Origin of the sequence: Paraburkholderia agricolaris (assembly GCF_009455635.1) — a bacterium.
GTDB lineage: Bacteria > Pseudomonadota > Gammaproteobacteria > Burkholderiales > Burkholderiaceae > Paraburkholderia > Paraburkholderia agricolaris.
This window is the reverse complement of sequence record NZ_QPER01000002.1, coordinates 1128616-1154699: the sequence shown is the minus strand read 5'-3', so window position 1 is coordinate 1154699 and position 26084 is coordinate 1128616. Positions and strand designations below refer to the sequence as shown.

General features: G+C 62.2%; 24 protein-coding genes. 9 read left to right on the top strand and 15 right to left on the bottom strand.

The window, feature by feature from the left end:
• Nucleotides 1-32 precede the first annotated feature (32 nt).
• Both GH665_RS26580 and GH665_RS26575 read right to left on the bottom strand, forming a co-directional pair.
• Nucleotides 33-1826 carry a diguanylate cyclase domain-containing protein gene (locus GH665_RS26580; RefSeq protein ID WP_153140238.1) on the bottom strand — a complete coding sequence of 598 codons (1794 nt, stop codon included), beginning with the start codon at nucleotides 1824-1826 and terminating at the stop codon, nucleotides 33-35.
• Nucleotides 1826-2974 (bottom strand): ABC transporter substrate-binding protein, encoded by a 1149-nt coding sequence (locus GH665_RS26575; protein WP_153140237.1) that lies wholly within the window; start codon nucleotides 2972-2974, stop codon nucleotides 1826-1828. The genes GH665_RS26580 and GH665_RS26575 overlap by 1 nt, the downstream gene beginning before the upstream one ends.
• A gap of 729 nt (nucleotides 2975-3703) precedes the next feature.
• On the opposite strand from GH665_RS26575, the gene GH665_RS26570 reads away from it, so the two are divergent.
• Complete coding sequence (locus GH665_RS26570) at nucleotides 3704-4486, top strand: ABC transporter substrate-binding protein (RefSeq protein ID WP_153140236.1); 783 nt, start codon at nucleotides 3704-3706, stop codon at nucleotides 4484-4486.
• Nucleotides 4487-4776: 290 nt separating this feature from the next.
• Nucleotides 4777-5892, top strand: a complete 1116-nt coding sequence (locus GH665_RS26565; protein WP_153140235.1) for a succinylglutamate desuccinylase/aspartoacylase family protein — start codon at nucleotides 4777-4779, stop codon at nucleotides 5890-5892.
• A gap of 81 nt (nucleotides 5893-5973) precedes the next feature.
• Here GH665_RS26565 and GH665_RS26560 read toward each other — a convergent pair whose 3' ends face one another.
• Nucleotides 5974-6780, bottom strand: coding sequence for a MetQ/NlpA family ABC transporter substrate-binding protein (locus tag GH665_RS26560; protein WP_153140234.1), 807 nt, complete (start codon nucleotides 6778-6780; stop codon nucleotides 5974-5976).
• A gap of 298 nt (nucleotides 6781-7078) precedes the next feature.
• Here GH665_RS26560 and GH665_RS26555 point away from each other — a divergent pair, with 298 nt between their 5' ends.
• From GH665_RS26555 to GH665_RS26540, 4 genes are all read left to right on the top strand, one after another.
• The gene (locus GH665_RS26555; RefSeq protein ID WP_153140233.1) at nucleotides 7079-8242 is read left to right on the top strand and encodes a porin; all 1164 of its coding nucleotides are present in this window, start codon (nucleotides 7079-7081) and stop codon (nucleotides 8240-8242) included.
• Between the two features lie 206 nt (nucleotides 8243-8448).
• Entirely contained in the window at nucleotides 8449-8838 is a 390-nt protein-coding gene (locus GH665_RS26550; RefSeq protein ID WP_153140232.1) for a DUF6232 family protein, read from the top strand.
• Nucleotides 8839-8989: 151 nt separating this feature from the next.
• A complete protein-coding gene (locus GH665_RS26545; protein ID WP_153140231.1) occupies nucleotides 8990-9343 on the top strand; it encodes a hypothetical protein in 354 nt (117 codons plus the stop codon).
• A gap of 262 nt (nucleotides 9344-9605) precedes the next feature.
• Entirely contained in the window at nucleotides 9606-10709 is a 1104-nt protein-coding gene (locus GH665_RS26540) for a hypothetical protein (RefSeq protein ID WP_153140230.1), read from the top strand.
• An 82-nt stretch (nucleotides 10710-10791) separates the two neighbouring features.
• Here GH665_RS26540 and GH665_RS26535 read toward each other — a convergent pair whose 3' ends face one another.
• Nucleotides 10792-13245 carry a glycogen/starch/alpha-glucan phosphorylase gene (locus GH665_RS26535; RefSeq protein WP_153140229.1) on the bottom strand — a complete coding sequence of 818 codons (2454 nt, stop codon included), beginning with the start codon at nucleotides 13243-13245 and terminating at the stop codon, nucleotides 10792-10794.
• A gap of 760 nt (nucleotides 13246-14005) precedes the next feature.
• Between GH665_RS26535 and GH665_RS26530 the strand changes: the two genes are divergently transcribed.
• Nucleotides 14006-15373 (top strand): MFS transporter, encoded by a 1368-nt coding sequence (locus GH665_RS26530; protein ID WP_174771790.1) that lies wholly within the window; start codon nucleotides 14006-14008, stop codon nucleotides 15371-15373.
• 78 nt (nucleotides 15374-15451) lie between these two features.
• Here GH665_RS26530 and ltaE read toward each other — a convergent pair whose 3' ends face one another.
• From ltaE to GH665_RS26515, 3 genes are all read right to left on the bottom strand, one after another.
• Entirely contained in the window at nucleotides 15452-16459 is a 1008-nt protein-coding gene (gene ltaE, locus GH665_RS26525; protein ID WP_153140227.1) for a low-specificity L-threonine aldolase, read from the bottom strand.
• A 43-nt stretch (nucleotides 16460-16502) separates the two neighbouring features.
• Nucleotides 16503-17276, bottom strand: coding sequence for a peptidoglycan DD-metalloendopeptidase family protein (locus GH665_RS26520; RefSeq protein ID WP_153140226.1), 774 nt, complete (start codon nucleotides 17274-17276; stop codon nucleotides 16503-16505).
• Between the two features lie 157 nt (nucleotides 17277-17433).
• A complete protein-coding gene (locus tag GH665_RS26515; protein ID WP_028198297.1) occupies nucleotides 17434-17745 on the bottom strand; it encodes a cupin domain-containing protein in 312 nt (103 codons plus the stop codon).
• 249 nt (nucleotides 17746-17994) lie between these two features.
• Here GH665_RS26515 and GH665_RS26510 point away from each other — a divergent pair, with 249 nt between their 5' ends.
• The gene (locus tag GH665_RS26510; RefSeq protein ID WP_028198298.1) at nucleotides 17995-18315 is read left to right on the top strand and encodes a hypothetical protein; all 321 of its coding nucleotides are present in this window, start codon (nucleotides 17995-17997) and stop codon (nucleotides 18313-18315) included.
• 165 nt (nucleotides 18316-18480) lie between these two features.
• Nucleotides 18481-19251, top strand: coding sequence for a DUF2968 domain-containing protein (locus GH665_RS26505; RefSeq protein ID WP_153140225.1), 771 nt, complete (start codon nucleotides 18481-18483; stop codon nucleotides 19249-19251).
• Between the two features lie 158 nt (nucleotides 19252-19409).
• Here GH665_RS26505 and GH665_RS26500 read toward each other — a convergent pair whose 3' ends face one another.
• From GH665_RS26500 to GH665_RS26465, 8 genes are all read right to left on the bottom strand, one after another.
• Nucleotides 19410-19727, bottom strand: coding sequence for a DUF4148 domain-containing protein (locus GH665_RS26500; protein WP_153140224.1), 318 nt, complete (start codon nucleotides 19725-19727; stop codon nucleotides 19410-19412).
• A 265-nt stretch (nucleotides 19728-19992) separates the two neighbouring features.
• Entirely contained in the window at nucleotides 19993-21402 is a 1410-nt protein-coding gene (gene gndA, locus GH665_RS26495; RefSeq protein ID WP_153140223.1) for an NADP-dependent phosphogluconate dehydrogenase, read from the bottom strand.
• Between the two features lie 202 nt (nucleotides 21403-21604).
• Nucleotides 21605-22228, bottom strand: a complete 624-nt coding sequence (locus GH665_RS26490) for a DUF938 domain-containing protein (protein ID WP_153140222.1) — start codon at nucleotides 22226-22228, stop codon at nucleotides 21605-21607.
• Between the two features lie 12 nt (nucleotides 22229-22240).
• A complete protein-coding gene (locus GH665_RS26485; protein WP_153140221.1) occupies nucleotides 22241-22846 on the bottom strand; it encodes a pyridoxamine 5'-phosphate oxidase family protein in 606 nt (201 codons plus the stop codon).
• Between the two features lie 125 nt (nucleotides 22847-22971).
• Nucleotides 22972-23841, bottom strand: coding sequence for an NAD-dependent protein deacetylase (locus tag GH665_RS26480; RefSeq protein WP_153140220.1), 870 nt, complete (start codon nucleotides 23839-23841; stop codon nucleotides 22972-22974).
• A 50-nt stretch (nucleotides 23842-23891) separates the two neighbouring features.
• A complete protein-coding gene (locus GH665_RS26475; RefSeq protein ID WP_153140219.1) occupies nucleotides 23892-24113 on the bottom strand; it encodes an oxidoreductase-like domain-containing protein in 222 nt (73 codons plus the stop codon).
• Between the two features lie 147 nt (nucleotides 24114-24260).
• On the bottom strand, nucleotides 24261-25025 hold the full coding sequence (locus GH665_RS26470; RefSeq protein WP_153140218.1) for an SDR family oxidoreductase: 765 nt from the start codon (nucleotides 25023-25025) through the stop codon (nucleotides 24261-24263).
• Nucleotides 25026-25101: 76 nt separating this feature from the next.
• Nucleotides 25102-25998 carry a glutamate/aspartate ABC transporter substrate-binding protein gene (locus GH665_RS26465; protein ID WP_153140217.1) on the bottom strand — a complete coding sequence of 299 codons (897 nt, stop codon included), beginning with the start codon at nucleotides 25996-25998 and terminating at the stop codon, nucleotides 25102-25104.
• Nucleotides 25999-26084 lie beyond the last annotated feature (86 nt).

Sequence of the window (26084 nt, the reverse complement as noted above, 5' to 3'; positions counted from 1 at the left end):
GCGCTCTGCATAATCAGCAACCGAGCAGCGCCTCAGGCCGTCGGCTCCGCCTCACGGCCTTCCGTTGCCCCTTCGCGCGCCTGTTCCAGCTTGCGTGCATCGAGCACGTCCTGATAGCGCAGATACCCGCACCGTCCACCGGATTTGGCCGCATACATTGCCGCGTCGGCATTGAGCAGCAACTCCTCGACCGTGGCGCTGTCGTCCGGAAACTGGCTTATGCCGATGCTCGCGCCCACCGTCATCCTTTGTCCGTCGATCAGCAATTCCTCGTTCAACGCGTCCATGATCCGCGAGGCAATCCCCGGTGCGGCCTCGGCGGAACGCGGTCCCTCGACCAACACGATGAACTCGTCGCCGCCGAGGCGCGCGGCAACATCCGCCGAACACAGCACCCGCTTCAGCCGGTGCGCCACCGCGGCTAACACCTTGTCCCCAATCGAATGACCGAACTGGTCGTTGATCTGCTTGAAGCGGTCGAGGTCGACGAACAATACTGCGATCCCTTCCTCACGCCGCGTGGCCTCCTCGATAGCGGCCCCGAGTTTCTGCATGAACAACATGCGGTTCGGCAGGCCGGTCAAGCCATCGTGCGTGGCGAGATGCACGAGCTCGCGCTGCTTGGTATGCAGCGCGTCCATTTGCGACTTGATTTCCCGGCGTAGACGATCAAAGCAGCGCGCCAGTATGCCGATCTCGTCGGTCCGTTTGAGCGGCAGTGTTTCCATTGCGTGCTCGGCGAACAGATGCGTTGCGGCGTGCGCGAGAATGTGCAAAGGCTTGGTCAGCGCACGTGCAAACAGAATTGCCAGAAACAGCGCCAACACGCTGAAGATCAACACCATGCGAATGATTCTATTACCCAATTGGGTCGCGCCGGACAGTACGTTATCGAGCGGCTTGCCGAGACCGATGACGATAAAGCGGTTGCCCTCGGAGGCGCCGAACGGCCTGCGTACGAAAGCCAGCACCTGACCGGCCGCCTGCCGCGGCCGCACCAGACCGTTCAGCAGAACTTCGCTTTCTGTCTGTTCGAAGAGCGGCTTGGTGGCGGAGAAACTGTCCTGCATCAGCACGCGGCGCCCCCGATCGAAGCCGAACGTTTTCGAAACATCCGGATGAACCAGGAAGTCGCCCCATTCGTTGGCAAGGTAAACCTGATAATCGCTCGGCAAATCGCTCTGTAAACGGTTGAGCAGGCGGGCCAGATCGATATCGATAATGACCACGCCCACCACCGCCCCACTCGCGTCCGCCACCGGCGTGCCGAGCCGCAGTGTGGGTTTGCCCTCGGCGGCATGCGTACCGTACTCGTGATTCACCAGGATCGGCGAGGTGTAAATGCGCCCAGGCGAGAACGCCAGCGTATCGAACACATACGCAAACTGGCCTTTCTCCTGCAAGCTGTTGCCCTCGACCCGCACGAGGCCGTCCCCATCGCGATCGAAACGGATCAGTTCGAGTCCGTAGTGCTTGCGGGTAATCAGACGGATTTGCAGATACTCGGGATGGTGAACCATGAAGCTGGCATACACCTTCGCCAACTGCTCGCGCGGCGCATTCGCCCCCATGCCGTTGTCCGTGCGCACGACGTCCGCTGAAAACGGCAAGCTCGCGAGGACCAGCGCGTCCGCGCCGACGTCGTCGATCGCCATGGAAAAGCGCTGGCCCAGCAGCTCGGTAGATGTCAGCAGGCTGCGTTCGGCTTCGTTCACCAGCATCGTACGGTTGGCACGATACGTGTAATAACCGGTCGCGCCGGACGCGAGCACACCAATGCACGCAAGCAGAATCGATAACTTGAACGTCAGGCCGGGACGTATCATCAAAAGCGCTCCGACCTGTCACCGGACACGATTCGGGTCCATAGTTCTTCGCGCCGCTGAATATCTTCCACTGGACCGATCCAGACGATGTGCGCCTGGTCGTTGCCTTCCGCCGGCGCCGTCAACGTGTTGGCGAGCCCCTGACGTTGCGTCAGCAACGCACTGACGTCCGGTTCGATCATGTAGTTGATCCAGGCAAGCGCGAGCTCGCGATCCTTGGCCGAACGCGTCATCGCCCAGCAGTCGAGCCAGGCGAGCGCCCCTTCGTCGGGGATCACGTAGCCCACGTCGGCACCGGCGCGGCGCAACGATTCAACCTGCTGGGTGCCATAGTTACCGAACATCAAGGCAACTTTATGCTGGACGAAGTACGCGGTCGCTTCTTCCGGCACCGTGTAATAGGTCAGCAGGTTACGGCGCAGATCGACGAGCTTGCGGGCAATCACGCGCATCTGCGTAGCATCGAGCTGGAACGGATGGGGATATCCGAGCGCCAGCGCGGTGAACGAGAAATTATGCTGGGCGCTATTGAAGTCCAGAACCTTGCCGCGGTAACGCGGGTTCCACAATTCCCGCATCGAGCGCGGCGCAACGGCGAACTGCTTACGGTCATAGATCAGCCCCATCGACGAATACGTGAATGGAATCGCGTACACCTTGCCCGCTGAGGTCAGCCCTTCAATCGATGAGCGCGCCTGAAACCGCGCCAACTGTTTCTTCGTATTCGGCAGACTGGCCAGGTCGAGCGGCGCCAGCAGATTCGCGCGGGTATAGCGCTCGATTTCGGCGGTGTTGGCCGCGAGCACATCGAACGGCGGCGTATCCTGGGCATGCATCTGCGCCCACAGCGCCTCGTCGGAATCGACCCACGTGACTTCAACCTTCGCGTTGTAGCGCGTTTCGAAAGTCTTGACGACGTCCGTGTCGGCATAACCTGGCCAGGCCAGCACCCGCAAAACTTTGCCGGCCGCCGCGACGGGCGCTGACGACAAAAGGCTAGCGCAAATAGCGGCATTTATCAGCAACGTCAAAAAACCAGAAACCCCGCGGCCGCGCAACGCATTCACGCGCGCCGCCACGACTGCAATTCGACACCAGAGCGATGGTTTGAAACAGCGCATTTCATCTGCCATCGAAATCGTTAGCATATACAACACCGCTTAGCAGAATGTCATTAAGACGAACGCAAACAGACGCGCCGCGTTTAACTGCGGACCTCGTACTCAATGACTTTGTTCAGACAGAAACCGATACATTCGCACGCTGCGAAGCCAGATGTGCAAAGCGTTGATAATAGCGCCAAGTAATGCATTTTTGGTTCCGGCCGCTGCCCAATCGATAAAAACAATCGGTCAGGCGTGGTTTGACAAATTTAACAAATGCGCTCAACTGTATTTAACGGTAGTTCAAGGGAAATCTTTAACTTATCGACAGTCAATTGAAACAATCGCGAGCACTGTAATAATCCGCAATAATCAACGGAAAATAAGCGCCATTCAATACCGGTTTTGTCGGCACCACGCATCCTGCGAACTATCCGCCGAGTTTCTCCATTGACCATCCCTGACTAACCCCCGCCTAACATTAGCCAACTTGTTTACGACATCGTTACAAGACCGGTAGCGGCGCATCAAATCAATGCAATGCGCATGACGTCCTGTCGAATCCTCACCACATTCAAGCCTTAAAAGCTATTGCCATCCGCCATCCGGTGTTTCACTAGCTACCCAATCTTTTTGAACTGATAAGCTTGGCGCGCGCTGCTGGCCGCCCCGGCCGGCAGCTTCAACCCAAGCCCGGTCGTAAGTCGCACCGGGCGTCCCGCAGCGGCACAACCGCATACGGGAGTATTTGAACTACCACCGAGGAGTTAAACAGTGAAAAAACTGCTAGCGGCTTTGACGGTTGCTCTGCTTGCCACCGTCTCGATTGGCGCACACGCTAAAGATTGGTCGACTATCCGTTTCGGCGTTGACGCCAGCTACCCCCCGTTTGAGTCCAAGGGCTCGGACGGCAAGCTCGTTGGCTTCGACATCGACCTCGGCAATGAAATCTGCGCGCGCCTGAAGGCCAAATGCGTGTGGATCGAAAACGACTTCGACGGCATGATCCCGGCCCTGAAGGCGAAGAAGTTCGACGGCGTGCTGTCGTCGATGTCCATGACGCCGCAACGCGCTGAACAGATCGCTTTCTCGTCGAAGCTGTTCAATACGCCGACGCGCCTCGTCACGAAGAAGGGTTCGGGCATCCTGCCGACCGCCGATTCGCTGAAGGGCAAGGCGGTTGGCGTCGAGCAAGGCACGATTCAGGAAACCTACGCGAAAACGTACTGGGAACCGAAGGGCGTGAAGGTCGTGCCGTATCAGAACCAGGACCAGGTCTACGCAGACTTGCTGTCGGGCCGTCTTGACGCATCGCTGCAGGACGCGGTTGAAGCTGAAATCGGCTTCCTGAAGACGCCGCGCGGCGCGGGCTATGATTTCGCGGGCAAGGATCTGGTCGACGAGAAGGTCCTCGGCAACGGCGCGGGTATCGGCATGCGCAAGGAAGACACCGATCTGAAGGCGAAGGTCGACAAGGCAATCGCCGACATCATCAAGGACGGTACGTACAAGAAGCTCGAGAAGAAGTACTTCGACTTCGACGTGTACGGCAGCTAAGCCGGCCACGCGCGCCTGAAGGCGCGCTTGTTCAGGCTTGCAAGGAACGGGCTCCGCAGCATACGGAGCCCGTTTTGTTTGGCGGCGCGCTTTGCACTCCGATTGCCGCGCCCGCCGCGCGAATCACGCACGGCGCCGCAGAAAACCACGCGCCGCGTCATATCGGCTAAGATCGTGCGACAGCGGCGCCGCACAGCGGGCCGCCGGCAACCGGCCATGAAGCACCCCGTTTCCTCCTGTAATCAACGACATAGCGCGGCACGCTCGCCATGCCCGCGGATTTGAAAACCATGCAAACCCAAACCCATCCGCTGATTGCCCCGACGCTCGGCACCGCCCGTAATCTGACGAGTTTTCACTATGGTCCCGGCGGCGGGCAGAAGATTTACATCCAGTCGTCGCTACATGCCGACGAGCTGCCTGGCATGCTGGTCTCGTGGGCGCTGCGCCGCAAGCTCGCCGCGCTGGAAGCCGCCGGCAAGGTGCGCGGCGAGGTCGTGATCGTGCCGGTGGCCAATCCGATCGGTCTGAACCAGCACTTTCTCGGCCATCTGACGGGCCGCTTCGAGACCAACACCGCGCAGAACTTCAACCGCAACTTCTACGAGCTGTCGGCGCTGATCCAGCCTGGCATCGAAGCGCGCCTGAGCGACGACATCGACGCCAATCGCACGGCAATCCGCGCGGCGATGCGCGAAGCGCTCGACGCACAAGCGCCCGCAACCGAACTCGAATCGCAACGGCTGGCGCTGCAAAAGCTTTCGTATGACGCCGACGTCGTGCTCGATCTGCATTGCGACTGGGAAGCCGCGATGCACGTGTACACGAATCCCGACCTGTGGCCGGAAGTCGAGCCGCTCGCCCGCTACCTGGACGCCAAGGCGTCGCTGCTGGCGCTGAATTCGGTCGGCAATCCGTTCGACGAAATCCACAGCTTCTGCTGGTCGGATCTGCGCGGCCGTTACGGCGACCGTTTCCCGATTCCGAACGGCTCGGTCTCGGTCACGATCGAACTACGCGGCCAACGCGAAGTGTCATACGAGTACGCCGAGCAGGACGCTCAGGCGATCATCGAGTATCTGACCTCGCGTGGCGTGATCGACGGCACGGCGGCGCCGCTGCCGGCGCTCGAATTCGCCGCGACGCCGTTGGCCGGTGCCGAGCCGATCGTCGCGCCCATGAGCGGGGTGCTGGTTTACCGCTGTGAAGTCGGCACCTGGGTCGACGTCGGCCACGAGATCGCCGATATCGTCGATCCGTTGACCGATCGCGTCGTCACTATGAAGAGCAGCGTGGCCGGCGTGCTGTACGCGCGGCATTTGACGCGCTTCGCGACGGCCGGGCTGGAATTCGCCCGTATTGCCGGTGCAAAGGCGTTCCGCAGCGGATCGTTGTTGAGCAACTAGGACCGGTTCCCGCCAGACAAATCGCCCGCTATTGCAGCGGGCGATTTGCGTTTACGGGTCTGTTGCGAAAGAACCGGTTATTCAGAAAGCGGGGATGATCGCGCCTTTGAATTGCGTATCGATGTACTTGCGCACTTCATCCGATTCGTAGGCCGCGACCAGCTTTTTGACCCACGGCTTGTCGCGATCCTGCGCACGCACGGCGATCAGATTCGCGTACGGACCTTTGAGGTCTTCGATCGCGATCGCGTCTTTGGTCGGCTGCAAGCCGGCCTTCACCGCGTAATCCGTGTTGATCGACGCCGCGTCGAGGTCGTCGAGCGAGCGCGGCAGTTGCGCGGCGTCGAGTTCGATCAGCTTGATCTTCTTCGGATTCTCGGCAACGTCGAGCGGCGTAGCGTTGACGCCGTTCGTGCCGACACCCGGCTTCAGTTTGATCACGCCGTACTTCTGCAACAGCAGCAGCGCGCGGTTGCCATTCGACGGATCGTTCTGGATGCCGACCTTCGCACCTTCCGACAAGTCCTTCAGCGACTTGAGCTTCTTCGAATAGAAGCCCATCGGCGAAACGTAGGTTAGACCGACGTTGACGATTTTGTAGCCGCGCTGCTTGATCTGGCTATCGAGAAACGGCTGGTGCTGAAATCCGTTGGCGTCGAGGTCGCCGGCATCGAGCGCGGCGTTCGGCTGCACATAGTCGTTGAATTCGATGACCTTCACGTTCAACCCCTCACGTGCCGCGACTCTCGTCACGACCGACCAGATCTGCGAGTCCGGGCCGCTCATCGTGCCGACCTTGAGTTGTTTGTCGTCGGCATGCGCAAACGTTGCCGTGAGCGAAACGGCGGCAATAGCGAGCAGATTCTGGATGATTTTGCGGCGTTGCATGCGTGTGCCCTCGAGCGATTCTGATTGATAGGCGCGGATCGTCGCATGCAGCCGAGGCCCCCGAAAACCAATCGTTTTTCACACGCTTATATGCACGATCAGGAAAAAGCTTATGAGTGCGGGCCCTTGTGCGATTCCAGGCAGCAAAGAAATAGGAGTGTCGCGCGGGCGCGACAGTTTTTAAAAAATCCGAAGCTGTCACATACCTTACTCTGCATTCCCTTAAATTTCGGGCCATCCCGCGACCGAGCCAAAGAGCATGGCGTGGCGATCGCTTAATTTTTAATCGGAGAAAGTCTTGAACAAGAAAGTATTGACCGCCGCTACTCTCGCCGTCTTCGCCAGCGCCGCTCACGCGCAAAGCAGCGTCACGCTGTATGGCCTGATCGATGCCGGTATCAGCTACGTGAACAACGCGAAGACCTCTTCCGGCCACGACAGCCTCGTCAAGTACGACGACGGCGTGGCATCGGGCAGCCGTTGGGGCCTGCGCGGCACCGAAGACCTCGGTGGCGGCCTGAAGGCACTGTTCGTGTTGGAAAACGGCTTTAACAGCGGCACGGGTGCTGCAGGCCAGGGCAGCTCGATGTTCGGCCGCCAGGCGTTTGTGGGTCTGTCGCAAAACAACGTCGGTTCGCTGACGTTCGGTCGCCAGTATTCGTTCTCGACGGATTATCTGGGCGGCAATTACTCGACGGGCGGCCAGACCGTTGCGGGTAACTACGCTTACCACATCAACGACGTGGACCAACTGACGTCGAGCCGTATCAACAACTCGATCAAGTTCAGCAGCGCGAACTTCTCGGGCTTCACGTTCGGCGCGTTGTACGGCTTCTCGAACCAGGCTGGCGCATTCGCAGGCGCACCGGCAACCGGCCCGGCTACGGCACAGGTCGCAGGTTCGTCGCGTGCATACAGCTTTGGCGTGAACTACGCGAACGGCCCGTTCGGCGTGGGCGCAGCGTACACCGACATCCGTTATCCGAGCCAGGCAACCACGACGCAATCCTCGACGTCGATGGCCAACGTGGCGACGGGCAACATCCGCGATCTGCGCACGTTCGGCGTCGGCGGCCGTTACTCGATCGGCGCGGCGACGCTGTGGGCGTTGTACACGAACACCCGCTTCGCTCCGATCACGGGCGCTTCGACCACCTTCGCTGCATACGAAGCCGGTGCAAAGTACGCATTCACGCCGGCACTGACGGCGGGTGCGGGCTACACGTACATGCACCTGAGCGGCGCCAATACGGGCCACTGGAACCAGGCTGACCTGAGCGTCGACTACGCACTGAGCAAGCGCACGGACGTGTACGCCCTGGGTATCTACCAGATCGCTGCCGGCCACAACGGCACGCAGGATCTGCAGGCAGAGATCGGTTCGAGCTCGAGCTACTTCGGCAATTCGGGCACGGCTGACAACCAGCTGGCCTTCCGCGTCGGTATCCGTCACAAGTTCTAAGCGATCTGACCTTGCCGGCGAGGAGCGCAAGTTCCTTGCCGTCCTGAGGTTCCGGAAAACGCCCTGCGGGGCGTTTTTCTTTTGGGGAAAGCGGTTTTTTCAACGACCTGCATTGACGTAACGCCGTCTCGCGGCGCCCCGCCACTTCCAGCGCTGCCGCCGCATCTGGTACGCTGCGCCCTTTGCTACCGCTTGCATTGGACCCGATGGATACCCCTTTCAACGATCGCGGCGTGTCGGTCACGCGTAACGCACTTTCATCGGCCGGCCAGGTCTTTCCGCTACGCGACATTGTCGACGTGCAGGTCGTCACCGTGCAGAAGAACCGGGTCCTGCCGTACACGATCTCGCTCCTCGGACTCGTGGGCGCGATTGTCGGCGGGATCTTGCGCTCGCCCGTCGGCATGGTGTGCGGCACGATGCTGATCGTGGTCGGCTGGCTCACGTGGGCAACCCAGGACATCACGCACCGGTTGATGGTGCAGACCGGCAATGGCGTACGTGAAGCGCTTATGAGCACCGACCGCGAGTTCGTCGAGCGCGTTGCGGCGGCCGTGCATGAGGCGAAGGCAGCTGCTGCGGCGCCCAGGGCCTGAGTGGCGGACGCGCGCAGAACGCCGAGCGCCGGGCGCCGCGTTAACACAATTTTGATTCGCGACGCGGCAGCTTTTGCGCGTCGTTGAGGCGCGCGCCGCTAGAGTGGTTGGGTATCAACAACGCGCGCCGCCTCGCCGAATCGGCGCAACCATGATGCTCACGTCAGTAGCAACGCCTGAAATCTCCGCCACTCGCGCACCCCGTGCACCGCGCGAATCACACATTCCCCGCCGCACGCATATCGTCGTCCCGCTCGTCATCATCGACGTCACCGTGCCAGGCACCTCGTCGGCCAATGGACGGCGCGCGTTGCATGCCGCGCTCGGAGACGATCTGCGTCTGTACGTCGTGACCGTCGATCAACAGCACGAGCGCGTGACCTTTCGTGTCGAAGTCACCTCGCGCACGCTCGACGACGTGATCGGCCTGTTGGCGGCCACTCTCGATCGCGCCACGCTCGGCCGCGCGCAAGCCACCGTGATCCGCCGCCCGCGCGTCTTTTGACATAGATCAACGTTTGCACGGGCGACTGGCTAGTCGTCCGCAGACCTTTACACATCTTTGCAATTGCCTGCGGGTGGCCATGTAGAGTCGCCGCTCCTGTTACCGCGTGTCCCCTCCCGCAGGCCCCCGCAAGCGTCCCGGTTTCCCCGCCCACGCCACGGCAATCCAGTGAGATTGCCGTCAGTGCTGTTCGAGTTGTCCACCCCGCAGCTCACCATGCATCGCCTTCGCCAGGGACCCGCCTTTTGCAAAGCGTGATCCTATGCCCTTGTCGTCTCTCGATGCCGCACGCCGGCATGCCGGTTCTGATTTCCTTGCTCAACTACGTCGTTCAGCCGCAGCAGCGCTGATCGCAGCGGGCGCGCTCGCCGCACTGACCGGCTGCTCCGTCACCTTCCCCACCCCCACACCGCCGCCCCCTCAGGCCGCGCTGATCAACGGAGGCAACGACGGTATGCTGATCCCGTTGCATGTGGAGCGCGCGGACGAAGATCACGCACGTCTCGGCCTGCCGGTCCAACTCGACGGCAAGCCGTTGTACATGGCGCTCGACACCGGAACGCAAGGCACGCGGGTGCTGAAGTCGGTGCTGCCCGGTTCGAACTATCCGAGTGCCGGCGGGGTGAGCTCGCTGTCGTTCGCGAACGGCGTGGAGATTCTCGGCTCGTCCATCAAGCTGCCGTTCAGCGTGGCCGGCACCAAGCCAGCGCTAATCGACGCGCAAGCGGTGGACGTCGTGCGCTGCCTGCCGAACGCTCGCAAATGCGCCGGGATGGACGGCTACACCGGTGAATTCGGCTGGGCGTTTTCCGGCATCGTCGGCGTAGGCGCGGCGCAGCCGGACGATAGTTGCTGCACTCAACCCTTGCGCGCGTTGCCCGGCAACATCGGTCAACGCTATCTGGTGCACGCGAACTTCACGAAGCCGTATATGGTGTTGAGCCCCTCGAATACGCTTACCAAAAACTACACGATGGTGCCGATGACAGTCTCGAAAGACGGTACGGCGCAATGGCCGCGAGGCTGCGTGAACGTAGGCGGCAAGATGACCTTCTGCGCGCCGCTGGTATTGGCCACCGGCAGCACGGGCATGATCCGCATCGAAACCGACAAAGCGCCCAACTGGACCGGTGACGGCGAAGTGGGCAATGTGCTCGACCAGGGCAACTATGAAGCGGCTATCGGCACGGGTTCATGGGTGCATCGTTACGAAAAAGCGCAAGTCACGATCGTCAAGGCAAAACCGGATGCGAACCGGATCGTAGTCGGTTTGATGGCTATGCAAAATATCGACGTTCTATTCGACTTCGCGAACCGGCAGCTCGGTTTGTATGCGGCCCAGCAAAGCGAACGATTCGCCCCGTGAGATTCGTCGCTCGATAAAAAGGCCGTGCGAAAAAATCGCACGGCCTTTTTTCTTTTAAACACGCACCACAACCGCGTTCGTATCACGCCATATTGAGCGGATTCACGTGCCAGATGTTGCGTGCATATTCGCCGATGGTGCGATCCGACGAAAACTGCCCCATGCCCGCGACATTCTCGATCGCGCTCTCGGCCCATGCGCGCCTGTCGATGAAACGCGCATCCACTTCATCCTGCGCTTTCGCAAACGCGGCGAAATCGGCAAGCACCATATAGTGATCGCCCCAGTCCACCAACGTGTGAAAGATCTCCGAGAAGCGCAGCGGATCGTCCGGCGAGAAGAAGCCCGTGCGAATCTGGTCGAGCGCCATGCGCAGTTCCGGATTCTCCTCGTACAGTTGACGCGGCCGGTAGCCGGTGGCACGCAGGCTGTCCACTTCGTCAGCGGTGTGGCCAAAGATAAAGATGTTGTCGCGCCCTACGGCGTCGCAGATCTCGATGTTGGCGCCGTCCATCGTGCCGATCGTCAACGCGCCGTTCAGCGCGAGCTTCATGTTGCCGGTTCCCGAGGCCTCGGTGCCGGCCATCGAAATCTGCTCCGACAGATCGGCCGCCGGAATGATCAACTCAGCCACGCTCACGCCGTAGTTCGGCACAAACACCACTTTCAGGCGATCGCCGATCAACGGATCGTGATTGACCTTCTCGCTGACGTCGCCGATCAGCTTGATGATCGTCTTCGCCATGCGATACGCGGACGCGGCCTTGCCGGCAAACAGCACCACGCGCGGCACCCAATCGCGCTCAGGATTTGCGCGAATCTGGTTGTAGCGGACGATCACGTGCAACACGTTCAGCAACTGCCGCTTGTATTCGTGAATGCGCTTGACCTGCAGATCGAACAACGCATCGGGATCGAAATGCAGCTTCGTGTGATGCGCGAGCCGCTGCACGAGCCGCAGTTTGTTCTGCCGTTTGGCTTCGCGGAAAGCGTCGATAAACGCGCTGTCGTTGCGCAGCGTGCGCAGTTGGTCCAGCTCGAGCAGATTGCTGCGCCAATCCTTGCCGATCTGTTGGTCGATCAGCGATGACAGTGACGGATTCGCCTGCGCCAGCCAGCGCCGCGGCGTGATGCCATTGGTGACGTTAGTGAAACGGTCCGGATAGATGCGCGCGAAGTCGGCGAAGATATCGCGCGTCATCAGTTGCGAATGCAGTTTCGATACGCCATTCACCTTGTGACTCGCGACAATCGCCAGATACGCCATCCGCACACGCCGTTGGCCATATTCGTCGACCAGCGAAATGCGGCGGATCATCTCGCCGTCATGCCCCGATTGCTCGCTGACATGCTTGAGAAATCCTGCATTGATCTCGAAGATGATCTCCAGATGCCGCGGCAAAAGCCGCGCGAGCATCTCGACGTCCCACGTTTCGAGCGCTTCGGGCATCAGGGTGTGGTTCGTGTACGAGAAAATCTTCGTAACGTGCTGCCACGCCTTGTCCCATGGCTGATGGTGAACGTCCACCAGCAAACGCATCAGCTCCGGAATCGCCAGCACCGGGTGCGTATCGTTCAGATGCACCGCGACTTTTTCGGCGAAGCGCCCGAACGCGCTGTGCGTGCGCTGATAGCGGCGAATCAGATCCTGCATCGTCGCGGAAACAAAGAAGTATTCCTGACGAAGCCGCAACTCGCGCCCGGCCGGCGTCGAATCGTCCGGATAGAGCAGTCGCGAGACGTTCTCAGACATGTTCTTGGTGTCGACCGCGTTGCGGTAGTCGCCGCGATTGAACGCACCCAGGTCGAGCTCTTCGGTGGCGCGCGCGGACCACAGGCGCAGCGTGTTCGTTGCACTGGTCGCGTAACCGGGGATCACCGTGTCGTAGGCCGTGGCATTCACATGCTCGGTGTCGATCCATTCGACATGCTCGCCGCGCTGCACCGTACGTCCGCCGAAGTGCACCATGTACTTGATCTCAGGCCGCGGAAACTCCCACGGATTGCCCGCCCGCAGCCAGTAGTCCGGCGCCTCCACTTGCTCGCCGTCGACGATCTCCTGGCGGAACATGCCGTATTCGTAACGGATGCCGTAGCCGAAACCCGGAATGCCGAGTGTCGCCATCGAATCGAGAAAACAGGCAGCGAGCCGCCCGAGGCCACCGTTGCCGAGGGCCGCGTCGGGCTCGATATTGACCAGCATCTCCATATCGACGCCGAGACTCGCGAGCGCTTCCTTCATCTGATCGTGAATGCCGAGCGCGAGCAACGCGTTCGTAAACGTGCGGCCGATCAGGAATTCCATCGACAGGTAATAGACGCGCTTGACGTCCTGTTCATATTGCAGGCGCGTGGTCTTCATCCAGCGCGCGACCAGCCGGTCGCGCACGGCGAGTGCGGCGGCGTGCAGCCAGTCATGCGGGTGAGCGGTAACGGCGTCCTTGCCGACACCGTACATCATGCGATTGGAAATTGAGCGCCGTAGCGCGTCGACGGTACTGTTGAGCTGGTCGAATTCCAGATCGACGGCTGTCATCGAAGCCTCCGGGAAAAAACGACGCGACATACGCAAACCGCATGGATGACGGACGGGAGGCGCGTGCCGGTCTGGCGGGTTAATAAACAGAGTAGGACATTTTACGGCCCGCGGACATCGGCGAGCGAGAGCGGGGGTTCACGCACATGCCATGCCCACTGAAATGCGGCACTTCACGGATTTTGCGCACGGACGCGGTGCAGGCCGCCTGCGCGCGGCACTGCGTGCGTGCATCGGCCCGCAAAACAGGCAGGCGATGGTGAGGGGTGAAGGCCGCCTGCGTCGCAGAAGCATGCACGATTATTTTTTCGATGTGTGACTGGCCGATGAATGCGTTGACTGGTTCGATGCATGGTCAAATCGGAGCACCTCGTCTGCTGAACGGTTATATGAAGTGAGGTGTGACAACGTGATCGCGCGCCAGTTCGAAGACGTGATACCGGGTTGACCGTTAGTTGCATGTTGGTTGCGTGTTAGTTACGTCATAAGCAGCTTACAAAGCGCCTCCGCCCCGCCGGGCTCCCAGCACGATTTCCACGTCTCTGTAACAATCACTCCATTCGCCGCGCGAGCCGCCTGGACCGCTGGACCCGGCCTCTGCGCGCTTCACTCCATGCAACCCTGCCGCTTGCGCGCCGCGCTGTCCTTCCGACGCGCCCGGTGCTGCGGCATGCTTAACCCGACGAGCCACGCCTTGTCCGACAAACCCAGCACCGCCCGCAGCGCGACACTCGACCAGACCTTGCCGGCAGACGGCCCGATGAGCGCGGCCAACCGCCGTGCGATGGCCGCGATCATGCTCGCGGTCGCGCTCGCCACGCTCGATACCGCGATCGCCAACACCGCCCTGCCTGCCATTGCCACGGATCTGCATGCCCAGCCCGCGGCGTCTGTGTGGATCATCAACGCCTATCAGCTCGCGATGGTCGCGACGCTGCTGCCGCTTGCCGCACTCGGCGACATCGTCGGGCATCGCAGGATTTATATCGGCGGCATTGCGCTGTTCACACTGGCGTCGCTCGCGTGCTCGCTCGCCTCGACGCTGCCGATGCTGGCCGCCGCGCGCGTGCTGCAAGGTCTCGGCGCAAGCGCGATCATGAGCGTGAACACGGCCTTGATCCGCTATTTGTATCCGCCGCATCGGCTCGGACGCGGCCTCGGCACCAACGCCCTGATCGTAGGCGTCTCGTTCGCGGTCGGGCCGACGGTGGCGTCGCTGATTCTGTCGGTGGCTGCATGGCCGTGGCTGTTCGCGGTCAACGTGCCGCTCGGCCTGCTGGCGCTGGCCTTCGCGTGGCCCGCGCTGCCGCACACCGAGCGCGGCACCCACAACTTCGATCCGATTGCGGCGCTCCTCAACGTAATCACTTTCGCGGCACTGATCTTCGCGCTTGGCGAAGCGGCCCAGCGCGCGTCGGCGCAACTGGTGCTGAGCGCCGCAGCGATCGCCGTGGTGTTCGGCCTGCTGCTGATTCGTCGCGAGGCCGGTCACCCCGCACCGATGCTGCCGGTCGATCTATTCAAGCGGCCGGTGTTTGCGTTGTCGGCGGTGACCGCGGTGTGTTCGTTCGCCGCGCAAGGGCTGGCGTTCGTGTCGCTGCCTTTCTATTTCGAGGACGTGCTGCATCGCAGCCAGGTCGAGACCGGCTTTCTGATGACGCCGTGGCCGGTGGTGGTCGCACTGGCCGCGCCGCTGGCGGGCAGTCTGTCCGACCGCTACCCGCCGGGCTTGCTCGGCGCGATCGGCCTCGCGGTGATGTCGGCGGGGATGGCGTCGCTGGCCTTGCTGCCGGTGCATCCGCACGTGCTCGACATCGGCATTCGCATGGCGATTTGCGGCGCGGGCTTCGGCTTCTTCCAGTCGCCTAACCTGAAGGCATTGATGGCGAGCGCGCCGCCCGAGCGCAGCGGCGGCGCCAGCGGCATCGTCGCGACTGCGCGGCTGCTCGGACAGACCACGGGCGCCGCGCTGGTCGCGCTGAGCTTCGGCATTGCCGGCCGGCACGGGCCGACACTCGCGCTCAGCACTGGCGCCTTCTTCGCCGGCGCGGCGAGCCTCGCGAGCGGGCTGCGGCTGTTCGCGCCTTCGCATCGCGCGGGCGTGCATGCGAAGGCGTCGGCGGAATAGGCGGACTAAACAGAACGGGCGCACTGCGGTGGCAGTGCGCCCGTTTTTCCATCTGCCTGCCTCTGCCTGAGCGACCGCTCAACGCGCGGCGAAATACCCCTTCACTGCGGCGATAAAGGTATCGATATCCGCACGCGACACATCTTTATGCGTGACGAAACGCGACGCGTAGAGCATCTGCGTGAGGATGCCGCGCTCCTTGAGCCACGCTTCGAGCGGCGCGCAATCCTGCTGCGGAAACTGCGCGAACACCATATTGGTCGCGATCGACTGCACCTTGACGTGGTCGATCGCTTCCAGACCGGCCGCCAGATGCGCGGCGTTCGCGTGATCGTCGGCGAGACGCTCGACGTTGTGATCCAGCGCGTACAGGCAAGCCGCCGCCAGCACGCCGGCCTGACGCATGCCGCCGCCCAGCACCTTGCGCCAGCGATGCGCCACCTCGATCAGTGCCTGGCTGCCGACCAGCACCGAGCCGACCGGCGCGCCCAGCCCTTTCGAGAAACAGATCGAGATCGAATCGAACGGTGCGCACAGCGCCGCGACCGGCTTGCCCGACGCAACTGCCGCGTTGTAGACCCGGGCGCCGTCCAGGTGAGCCGACAAGCCGCGCTGACGCGCCAACTGCACCGCCTCGTCGACGTAACCCGCCGGCAGCACCTTGCCGCCAATGGTGTTTTCCAGCGCCAGCAGCCGCGTGCGCGCGAAGTGGTTGTCGATCGGTTTGATCGCCGCGGCGATCTTCTCGAGCGGGATCGACCCGTCAGCGGCATTTTCGAGCGGCTGCGGCTGGATGCTGCCCAGCACCGCCGCGCCGCCGCCTTCGTATTTATAGGTGTGCGCCAGCTGGCCGACGATGTATTCGTCGCCACGCGCGCAATGCGCCATCAACGCGGCCAGATTGCTTTGCGTGCCGCTCGGGAAGAACAGGCCGGCTTCCTTGCCGGCGCGCTCCGCGACCGTTGCCTGCAGACGCAGCACGGTGGGGTCGTCGCCCCAGACGTCGTCGCCCACTTCGGCGGCCGACATCGCCGCGAGCATGGCCGGGGTGGGACGGGTTACGGTATCGCTGCGCAAATCGATCATGGTGAGAGCCTTGTGTGTCCCGGGTTTGTGTCAAAAAATTAGCTTATCCGCCCGACTTCGGCAGCCACGCAAGCGGATCGACCGGCTGGCCGTTATGGCGCACTTCGAACTGGATCGACGCCACGCCCCGGCTATCCACGCCGACTTCGCCAATGGTCTGCCCTTGCGCGACAGCGTCGCCTTCCTTGACCAGCAGCGTGCTGTTCTGTCCGTAAGCGGTAATCAGCGAGTCGTCGTGCTTGATGATGATAAGCGGACCGTACGCTTCGATCCCCGTGCCGGCATACACCACCCGGCCGGTCGCGGCCGCCTTGACCGGATCGCCCGGATGGCCGCCGATCACGATGCCGTTCGACTTGCCCGGCGCAAAGGTCTTCAGTATGGGACCGCGCAACGGCCACTGCAGCACGCCTTGCTGCGCGACGTCGGCCTCGCCGGGCACACCCGGTGTCGCGGTCGCACCGTTCTGACCGGCAACATTGACCGGCGGTGTCACGACACTACCCGACGCCATCGGCGGAGCTACCCGCAGCACCTGCCCCGGATTGACCGGCGAATTCCATGCAAGACCGTTCCACGCCGCAATCTCCTGCGGCTTACGGCCGTATGCAGACGCAATGGCCGCCAGCGAGTCGCCCGGATTGACGCGGTAGTAACCGGCCGGCACCGGGACCGTGGCAAGCGTGGTCGGCCGGGACGGCGCGCTGCTGTAGAACGGCGTGCTTTCCCACGGCATCGTCGTACAGCCGCTGATCAACACGCCGAGTGTCGCCGCGATCAGCAACCGGGTCGCCGTGAATTGCCATTGCCTTGTCATGTGATTTTCCTCGACATTTTGATTCAATCGGATTCGATCAGCCCGAAGCATTTGCCGTGCCGCACGGTGCGGGCGTCACGGCGCCTGTCCATTATGCCGCCGCGTGCCGGCAAAGACTCCAGCATGGGCACAGGCACAGGCATGGATGAGACGCCTCTCAGACGCTGCCCTCGGCCTCGACCACCAGAATGCGCGCCACGCCAATGGGATGCGCGACATGTTCGGTGCCCACCGACGCGTAGAACACGTCGCCGGTTTCCAGAATCGCCGACTGCTCGACGCCGCCCTCGCGATAGCGCATCTCCACGCGACCGTCGAGCACGGCGAACACCTCCTCGCCGTCGTTGACATGCCACTTGTACGGCTGATCGGTCCAATGCAGGCGCGTTGTGATGCCGCGCATATTGGCGATATCGAGCGCGCCCCAGGGACGCGTCGCGGTGAAGCTCTTGCTGCGAATGATCTTCATGGCGGATAGCAGGTTGAGAAACGGACGCTGCCGGCGCGTTATCCGTGCTACATACCGGAGTACCCGGCCCGGCAGGATCGCGCGCTTCGACTGGCCCCATTATAGGTGCTGCGGCTAGCATGGCCGCCGACACGCGGCCGCCCGGGAGCATTAGTGTGATTATTGAATCCTTTCAGCCCTCGCCTATACTCAGTCATGCTGCCGCAACGCGCCGTAAGCAAAACGCCTGAATTCAGCGAGGAGTTGGGGATGAACAAAGCCACGTTTCTGGCCGTGCAGCTCAACGTCGACGATATTGCGGCATCGCCCGGTTTGGTCGAATTGCTGAACACGCATCTGGTTTTCGCGGCAGACGTCGCCGAGGCCGCCGACGCACTGGTTCAACTGGCCAGCATCGCGGGATTATCCAGCGGCGTTGAAGCCAGCGTTGAGATTCCGGCTCTGGCAATCGAACGGCTGCGCGAAGCGCTCGACAATCTCAGCGGTTACGACGAATCCTGGTTGCTTGCGCTGGAACCCAGCCGCGCGTTGTTCGACGAAATCGGCCGACGGCATCGCACCCTGCATTAAAGCTGCGCTCGCGGACAACTCATCCGCACCGCCGCGCACCCCGGCGCTCCCCCAGGCGCCGCCGGTCCGCCAGTTTTCGCTCACCGCCCGAACCGCCTGATCGCCCGGCATGCCTGAGCGTCGGCGCCATCCGAAGGTTTCGGGCGAGTCAACCGGAGGAACGCCGTGAAAAGTCTCCTGAACCGCCGTAGCGTGCTGGCAGGCCCATCGCATCTCGTGCAGGTCTCACGAGAGAACACCGCCGATTCCGTATCGCCCGACGACAGTGAGGAGGCCGCGCTGGCCGCGGCAGCCGGCGTCGCTCCCGCCGCCGACGCGGCCGGCACACCCGCGGTTGCCCCGGCCGCGGAGCCGGCGCGGCCGGTGACGACGTTACGGCCGGTGCCGGTGGTGCCCTCGCAAGTCAGCGCGCGCGGCGTGCAGATGGCCGACACCGCCGAAATCGAATGGCTCGCCGAAGAAGAGGCGCTGACGCCGTTTCGCGTATTCCGCAGCTTCGCCTATTCGGTGAGCCTGTTGTTCCACGCAAAGGAATTGACGTACTACGTCGCGCTGTATCAGGACGGCTCGTTGTGGCGCGCACTCAAAGCCGCCGACCTCGAGGCTGCGGAAACCGCCTTCCATCATTTTGAGGAACAGGCAACCCGGCTTTCGGATGGCGAAACGCGCCGCGCGCAACTCGAGGCGCAAAACGAGCAGCTGGCGCGCATGATCGCCCGCTCCGAGGCGCAGGCCGAACGGCTGCGCTCGGATCTGCAACGGCGCGGCGCACAGGAACAGACCGTGTCGAACCGGCAGCATCAGGTGCGCAAGGAAGTGTCGCAACTGGAAGCGCAGCGGGTGGCCGCGCAAGCGCACCTGAACAAGGCGCATCGGCAGATTCACCAGCTCAATCTGACCAGCAACGAAGGGATTCCCCATTTGCCGAACCGGTGATGCCTGCTCTGAGATTGAGCTGGGATCGAGCTGAGATTGAGCCAACGGCGAAGCAGCGCCGTAAACGACAAAACGCCGCCCGGCAATTCCGGGCGGCGTTTTTTTTGATTACTCGCCGCCAATCAGCCGGGCGGCATTTCCATCAGCTTCGGCGCGATTTAGTTGCCGAAGTAGACCGAGTTGCGGTCATTGCCGCTCACCGGACGGCCGGCTTGCGAGGTGCCTGCCATCGGTGCGCCGTAGCCGCTGTTCACAGCCTGAGCGGTGCCGTTCTGCGCGTCGACACGTGCTTGTGCTGCTTGCAGGTTAGCCGGGTAATCGGCATGGTCGCCGATCGGGTTGTAACCGGCCTTTTCGAGTTGCACCAGTTGAGCGCGGACGTCAGCGCGCGTCAGCGGTTGGTTCGATTGTGCAAACGAAGCAACAGGAGCAACCAGAGCGGCGGCAACGACAACTGCAGAGATAAGGGACTTCATGATGTAAACCTCCAGAACTTGTAGTTAATGCGCTTTGTGACCTGTTGTCCGTAGCGCTTAAATAGAAGTTTAGGAGCGTTGACATCTAGGGGAAACCCCTAAAACGACGAAACTCTATTGCGATTTTCGAAACAGTAGGCGGCCTGAGGTGCCGCCATGCTATCTGCCTGATAGCTTTCAACAACAATTGTCTGTCTCGATTTCAATCGGTCATGCAGCCCGGCGCGCCTTATGGCAAGCGCGCGCCGGGCCGCAATTCAAACGATCAATTCCAGTTCGCGTGGAAGCTGCCCGGCTTGTCGATACGTTCGAACGTATGCGCGCCGAAGAAATCGCGCTGGGCCTGCACCAGGTTCGCCGGCAGGCGTTCCGAACGATACGCGTCGAAATACGCCACGGCCGATGCGAAGGCCGGCACCGGCACGCCCGCATTGATGGCGGCAATCACCACCTCGCGTAAAGCTGACTGGTAGTTCTTAGCGATGTCGCGGAAGTACGGATCGAGCAGCAGATTGGCGATCGCCTTGTCTTTCGTATAGGCGTCCGTGATCTTCTGCAGAAAGCGGGCGCGGATAATACAGCCGGCGCGGAAAATCTTCGCGATCGTGCCGTAATCCAGATCCCACTTGTACTCTTCCGATGCCGCCCGCAGTTGCGCGAAGCCTTGTGCGTACGAAATCACCTTGCTGAAGTACAGCGCACGGCGCACCGATTCGATGAAGGCGTCACGCTCCACGCCAGGCGGCTTCGCTGCCGGCCCTTCCAGCACCTTGCTCGCGGCCACGCGCTGAGTCTTCAGCGACGACAGCACGCGCGCGAACACGGCTTCCGTGATCAGCGGCAGCGGTGCGCCAAGGTCGAGCGCGTTCTGGCTGGTCCACTTGCCAGTGCCCTTTTGCGCCGCGCGATCGAGGATCACGTCGACCAGGTCTTTACCGGTTTCTTCGTCTTTCTTGCCGAAAATCTTCGAGGTGATCTCGATCAGGTAGCTGTCGAGTTCGCCCTTGTTCCATTCGGTGTAGACCTTGCCCAACTCTTCGTTCGACAGGCCGACCACCTGCTTGAGCACCGCATAGCTCTCGGCGATCAGCTGCATGTCGCCATATTCGATGCCGTTGTGCACCATTTTCACGAAGTGGCCCGCGCCGTCCGGTCCCATGTACGCCACGCACGGCTCGCCGTCCGGCGCCTTGGCGGCGATCTCGGTGAGGATCGGGGCGACCAGGTCATACGCGTCGCGCTGTCCGCCCGGCATGATCGACGGGCCTTTCAGTGCGCCCTCTTCGCCGCCCGACACGCCCGTGCCGATGAAATGCAGGCCGGCCTTCGCCAGTTCCTGATTGCGGCGGATGGTGTCGGTGAAATGCGTATTGCCGCCGTCGATCAGGATGTCGCCCTTGTCCAGCAGCGGCTTGAGCGATGCGATCGTAGCGTCGGTCGGTTCGCCCGCCTTGACCATTAGCAGAATGCGGCGCGGTTTTTCCAGCGACTCCACGAACTCTTCCAGCGTGAAAGCCGGCACCAGCTTCTTGTCCGGATATTCGGCGATGAGTTCGTCGGTTTTCTCGCGGCTACGGTTGTACACCGACACCGCGTGGCCGCGGCTTTCGATGTTGAGCGCCAGATTGCGGCCCATGACCGCTAGCCCCACCACGCCGATTGCCTGTTTGCCCATGTGAATTCTCCAGAGTCCAATGAATGTCGAGACGCCGCGCCGGAAGGAACGTCGGCGGGACGTCGAGGGTGAAAGGATAAAAGAAATGCCGGCTTGCCGCTCGCTGGCGCTCATGGGCGCCAGGCAAGCGGCGCTTTGCGCCGCGCGTGGCGCTTCGGGCGTCCACGCGCGGTCAATCGTTTTGTCAGACTCGTCCAGCCCGTTAGCGTTTCCTGAACACCAGACTGAAATTGTTGGCCGGCATCGCGATGGCTTCATCGCACACCAATCCAAGCGATGCGCCCAGCGCTACCACGGTTTCCATCTCACGCACGCCCCACGCCGGATCGCGGCTGCGCAACTGCCAATCGAACGCCTCGTTGCTCGGCGAGGTGTGCGCGCCACCGCGTTTGTAGGGGCCGTACAGATACAGTACACCGCCCTCGGCAAGACGGCGGCTCGCGCCGTCGAATAGCGCTTGCGTCGCGCTCCACGGCGAGATGTGAATCATGTTGATACAGACTACGGCGTCGAGTTTGCCTTGCGCGTCCACACCCCAATCCGCCTGATGCACATCGAGGGCGAGCGGCGTGCGCACGTTCGCCAGCCCTTCGTGCGCGATCCATGCCGCAATCGACTCGCGTGCATCCGCATCGAGGTCGCTCGGCTGCCAGTCAAGCCCGGGAAGCGCGCTGGCGAAACACACAGCGTGCTGACCCGTGCCGCTGGCGATTTCCAGCACACGGCCGGTGGCGGGCAGCACCGCGCGCAATACGGCGAGAATCGGTTCGCGATTGCGTTCGGTGGACGGCGAGTGTTGCCGCAGCGCCGGATGGGAATCAGTCATGTTCACTTTGTTTCAGTACAGCGTCGTGCGCACGCGTTCGGCGAGCTCACGGTCATAGGTCGCCGCATCGAACTGCATGCCGTTGATGCGCCGGTGGATCTCGCCCGCGCTCGGCAGGCGTGAACGTTCGACATGATGCGCCGGATCCCACAGTTTCGAGCGCACCAGCGCTTTCGAGCAATGAAAATACACCGCGTCGACGTCGATCAGCAAAACGGTGCGCGGCAGTTTACCTTCGACGGCGAAACTGTCCAGCAATTCCGGATCGTTGGAAATGCGGCCGCGGCCGTTCACGCGCAAACTTTCGCCGACGCCCGGAATGATGAACAGCAGCGCCAGATGCGGCTCGGCGATGATATTGCGCAGACTGTCGATGCGATTGTTGCCGATGCGGTCCGGCAGTGCGAGCGTGCGTTCGTCGATCACGCGCACGAAACCCGGTGCGTCGCCGCGCGGTGAACAGTCGAGACCTTCGGGACCGGCGGTGGCGAGCACCACGAACGGCGCGACCTCGATGAACGCGCGATAGTCTTCGTTCACGTAGGGAATCTCTTTGTTCACTGCGCGCTCGTGAGGCTGACCGTAGATTGCTTCGAGCTGTTCGATCGTCGTCAACATCGGCGTTCCTGTGGTGTGGCGGTTTCTTGTGAAAGCAGCGCTGCGTGGGATAAAGATTATCGGCGATTTACGCGGGCCGCGCGGTTTCGGGCAACCAAGCCAGGCAACCGGCCCCCGCTGCGTGACTAGTCCAGTGCGAGACGGCCCGCGAGCGCGGTCAGCGTATCGGCACAGGGTGCGGCGATTTTCAGCGACAGAAGCGGATCGGCGCGCGTGCGCCCCAGATTGATCGCAACGATCGGCTTGCCCTGCTTCTGCGCCCACACGCAGAAGCGGTAACCGGAATAAACCATCAGCGACGAGCCGACCACCAGCACGGCGTCCGCCGCATCGAGCGCATGCGAAGCCGCTTCGACACGCTCGCGCGGCACGCTTTCGCCGAAGAACACCACCGAGGGCTTCAGCAAACCGCCACAGTTCGTACATGCCGGAACGCGGAAAGATTCCAGATCGTGCCACTCCAGATGCGCGTCGCCGTCGGCCGCGGTTTCGGCAGTGACGTTCAGAAGCGCGGGATTGCCGGCTTCAAGCGTCTGCTGGATCGACGCCCGCGTATGCTGCATGCCGCAGTCCAGGCAGGTCACGCCATCAATGCCGCCGTGCAGTTCGATCACCTCGCGGCTGCCCGCGCGCTGGTGCAAACCGTCGACGTTCTGCGTGACGAGCGTCGGCACGTGGCCCGCTGCCTCGAGCCGGGCCAATGCGGTATGCGCGGCGTTGGGCTGCGCGCCGGCCACGACCGGCCAGCCGACCATGCTGCGTGCCCAATAGCGCTGACGCATCGCGGCCGTGCCGAGAAATTCCTGCAGCGTGATCGGCGGCGAACGCTTCCATGCGCCATTGTCGTCGCGATAGCCTGGAATGCCGGAGTCGGTGCTAATGCCCGCGCCGGTCAGCACGAACAGACGTGGATAGCGCTGCACGAAGGTATGCAGGTCGTCCAGCGTGTGCGACGCGTTGAAGGGTTCGACGTGTGCGGGCTGGGGGTCGGTCATGACGGGAAGAAGGTGTGGCTGTGGCCTGGGTGTGGAAGCTGAAACGCCGGTTAGCGGCGCGTGCGCGGCTTGCTCTGCCGCTCGTGCGTGGTTCGCACCGCCGGCGCCGCTTGCCTTGCCTGCCATTCGGCGAGCGCTGACTGATAGCGCTCGAGCGCTTCATCGTAGAGATCGAAGACACACGGATTGCAGCCGCTATGACAACAATCTTCGAGCTCGGGCTGAACGGGCGGCACCGGCTGCGGGTCGTCCTTGGGTGTGGCTCGGGGCACGGTGAATCGCTTTGTCGAAAGGGCGGGAAACGCTCAGTATAAGTTGATCTCCCACGCCGCGCGCGGCGGCACCCCGGGCTGAACACGCGCCTGCAAAGGTCGCCCAAGCCGCTCCTGCAAGCCGCTCGCCCCGCGAAGCCCGGCCTTTCAGCCTCTGCCGACGAACGGCATCTTGCTCGCCATGATCGTCATGAACTGCACATTCGCCGACAACGGCAACTCCGCCATATGCAGCACCGCGTCGGCAACATGTTGCACGTCCATCAACGGTTCGACCGCGATTTCGCCGTTTGCCTGCGGCACGCCGCGCGCCATCCGCTCGGCCATCACCGTCGCGGCATTGCCGATGTCGATCTGCCCGCACACGATGTCGTATTTGCGGCCGTCGAGCGAAACCGCTTTCGTGATGCCGGTAATCGCGTGCTTGGTCGCGGTATAGGCGATGCTGTTCGGCCGCGGCGCGTGCGCGGAAATCGAGCCGTTGTTGATGATCCGGCCACCCCGCGGCGTCTGCGTTTTCATCAGGCCGAAGGCCGCGCGCGTGCAGAGAAACACGCCGGTGAGATTGGTGTCGACCACCGAGCGCCATTCTTCGATATCGAGTTCGTCGATATCCACCGGCGAGCCGTTGCGGCCCGCGTTGTTGAACAGCACGTCGAGCCGCCCTCGCCACGCGCGGATCGTGTCGAACAGCGCGGCGACGCTGTGGGCGTCCGTCACGTCGCAAGCCACGGCAAGCGCGTCGCCACCCCGTTGCCGTGCTTCTTCGGCCGCGGCGTCGAGTGGCGCCTGGCGGCGACCGGCCAGCACGACGCTATAGCCGTGTTCCAGCAGCCTGAGCGCACAGGCCCGGCCGATGCCGCTGCCCGCGCCCGTCACCAGCGCCACTTTCCTGATTCCCGTTCCTGTCACCACGCCTCTCCTTGTTTCGCAGACACGCTGCACGCGACACGTCTGACAGGGCCACGCTATCGATCAGTCCAGCGGATCAATCCAGCGCGCGGTCGTTCGGGTTCGCGAACAGCGACTTCATATCCGCCGAAAGCGGATAGTTCAAGTTGATGCCCTTCGGCGGAATCGGTTGCATGAACCACTTCTGATACATCGTGGCCGCCTCGCCCGAGGTTTGCAGCCGCGCGATCACGCCGTCGGCGAGCTTCTTGAAGCCCGGGTCTTCCTTGCGGAACATGCAGCCGTACACTTCGGACATCGGCGGCGTGCCGGTGATCAGGTAGTCGTTCGCATCCGCCTCCTTGGCCTTAGCACCATACAACAGCGGATCGTCCATCACAAATGCAACGGCACGGCCGGTCTTCACGTTGAGGAAAGATTCCGCGTGATCTTTCGCGCTGATCAGACGCATGTTCATGCCCTTCTCATTGTTCATCTGCCGCAGCAGGCGTTCCTCGGACGTACCCGCCGTCGTCACGACCGTCTTGCCGGCGAGATCGGGAAAATCCTTTATCCCCGAGTTCTTCTTCACGATCATGCGCACGCCGTACTGAAAGAAGCTGTTCGAAAACGCGACCTGGTTGTCCCGATCTTTGGTGTGGGTGGTCGAACCGCATTCGATATCGATAGTGCCGTTCTGGATCAGCGGAATCCGGTTTTGCGACGTAATCGGCACTTCCTTCACTTTGAGGTTCGGCAGGTTCAGCTCTTTTTTCACCTCGTCGACGATCTTCAACGCGATCGCCTGCGCGTAGCCAATCACCTGCTGCTGCTCGTCATAGTAGGAAAACGGCACCGACGATTCGCGCACGCCGAGCGAGATCACACCGGTTTCGCGGATCTTCTTCAGCGTGGCGCTTGAATCTTCGGCGTGTGCGGCGCCGCTCAGCGTCGAGGCGATAGCGATCGAGGTCAGTGCTGCTGCGAGTTTCATGACGTCTCCTTGCATGGATGCCGAAGTGGCGTGTGGTGGTTAAATGCGTTTGTCTTGCCGTACGGCGGGTGAACTGCCTGATGCTG

Excerpts from the sequence above, each read along its gene's own strand:
- GH665_RS26490 (WP_153140222.1), bottom strand. The coding sequence starts at position 22,228 with ATGACTGATTCCCATCCGGCGCTGCGGCAACACTCGCCGTCCACCGAA.
- GH665_RS26485 (WP_153140221.1), bottom strand. The coding sequence starts at position 22,846 with ATGTTGACGACGATCGAACAGCTCGAAGCAATCTACGGTCAGCCTCAC.
- GH665_RS26465 (WP_153140217.1), bottom strand. The coding sequence starts at position 25,998 with ATGAAACTCGCAGCAGCACTGACCTCGATCGCTATCGCCTCGACGCTG.
- GH665_RS26520 (WP_153140226.1), bottom strand. The coding sequence starts at position 17,276 with ATGACAAGGCAATGGCAATTCACGGCGACCCGGTTGCTGATCGCGGCG.
- ltaE (WP_153140227.1), bottom strand. The coding sequence starts at position 16,459 with ATGATCGATTTGCGCAGCGATACCGTAACCCGTCCCACCCCGGCCATG.
- gndA (WP_153140223.1), bottom strand. The coding sequence starts at position 21,402 with ATGGGCAAACAGGCAATCGGCGTGGTGGGGCTAGCGGTCATGGGCCGC.
- GH665_RS26565 (WP_153140235.1), top strand. The coding sequence starts at position 4,777 with ATGCAAACCCAAACCCATCCGCTGATTGCCCCGACGCTCGGCACCGCC.
- GH665_RS26550 (WP_153140232.1), top strand. The coding sequence starts at position 8,449 with ATGGATACCCCTTTCAACGATCGCGGCGTGTCGGTCACGCGTAACGCA.
- GH665_RS26500 (WP_153140224.1), bottom strand. The coding sequence starts at position 19,727 with ATGAAGTCCCTTATCTCTGCAGTTGTCGTTGCCGCCGCTCTGGTTGCT.
- GH665_RS26480 (WP_153140220.1), bottom strand. The coding sequence starts at position 23,841 with ATGACCGACCCCCAGCCCGCACACGTCGAACCCTTCAACGCGTCGCAC.
- GH665_RS26540 (WP_153140230.1), top strand. The coding sequence starts at position 9,606 with ATGCCCTTGTCGTCTCTCGATGCCGCACGCCGGCATGCCGGTTCTGAT.
- GH665_RS26575 (WP_153140237.1), bottom strand. The coding sequence starts at position 2,974 with ATGCTAACGATTTCGATGGCAGATGAAATGCGCTGTTTCAAACCATCG.
- GH665_RS26545 (WP_153140231.1), top strand. The coding sequence starts at position 8,990 with ATGATGCTCACGTCAGTAGCAACGCCTGAAATCTCCGCCACTCGCGCA.
- GH665_RS26560 (WP_153140234.1), bottom strand. The coding sequence starts at position 6,780 with ATGCAACGCCGCAAAATCATCCAGAATCTGCTCGCTATTGCCGCCGTT.
- GH665_RS26580 (WP_153140238.1), bottom strand. The coding sequence starts at position 1,826 with ATGATACGTCCCGGCCTGACGTTCAAGTTATCGATTCTGCTTGCGTGC.
- GH665_RS26535 (WP_153140229.1), bottom strand. The coding sequence starts at position 13,245 with ATGACAGCCGTCGATCTGGAATTCGACCAGCTCAACAGTACCGTCGAC.
- GH665_RS26510 (WP_028198298.1), top strand. The coding sequence starts at position 17,995 with ATGAACAAAGCCACGTTTCTGGCCGTGCAGCTCAACGTCGACGATATT.
- GH665_RS26515 (WP_028198297.1), bottom strand. The coding sequence starts at position 17,745 with ATGAAGATCATTCGCAGCAAGAGCTTCACCGCGACGCGTCCCTGGGGC.
- GH665_RS26530 (WP_174771790.1), top strand. The coding sequence starts at position 14,006 with ATGAGCGCGGCCAACCGCCGTGCGATGGCCGCGATCATGCTCGCGGTC.